Annotated in this window: 1 pseudogene; it reads right to left on the bottom strand. The window is 65.2% G+C overall.

The features are described from left to right. Positions 1–379, bottom strand: a pseudogene (locus QMG28_RS20885) (IS5 family transposase); the annotation flags it as partial.

Raw genomic sequence — 379 nt, 5'->3', positions numbered from 1 at the left:
ATATCCCCCGCGACCTTGCTGTCGTGAACCTGTCCTGGCGTGAGCTTGAAAGCGACCGGTCGCCCGCGGCCGTCGACGAGCGCATGCAGCCTGGTCGTCAGCCCGCCCCGGGAACGTCCCACGCCATGATCGGCGCCCCCCTTTTTGCGGCCGTGGCGCCGTGCTGGTGAACCCGCATCATCGTCGAGTCGATCATGATCAGCTCGTCGTAAGTCTCTGTGACCGCATCGAGAATGGCCTGCCAATGCCCCACCCTCTGCCACCGCACGAAGCGGTTGTAGCAGGTCTTGTGCGGCCCATAGCGCTCCGGAATATCCGCCCAGGCCACCCCCGTCCGGAAGCGATAGAGGATCCCGTTGATCACCCGCCGATCGTCGAC

It is taken from the genome of Sinisalibacter aestuarii (assembly GCF_027923545.1).
Lineage (GTDB): Bacteria > Pseudomonadota > Alphaproteobacteria > Rhodobacterales > Rhodobacteraceae > Sinisalibacter > Sinisalibacter aestuarii.
This window is presented reverse-complemented; position numbering and strand designations above follow the sequence as displayed.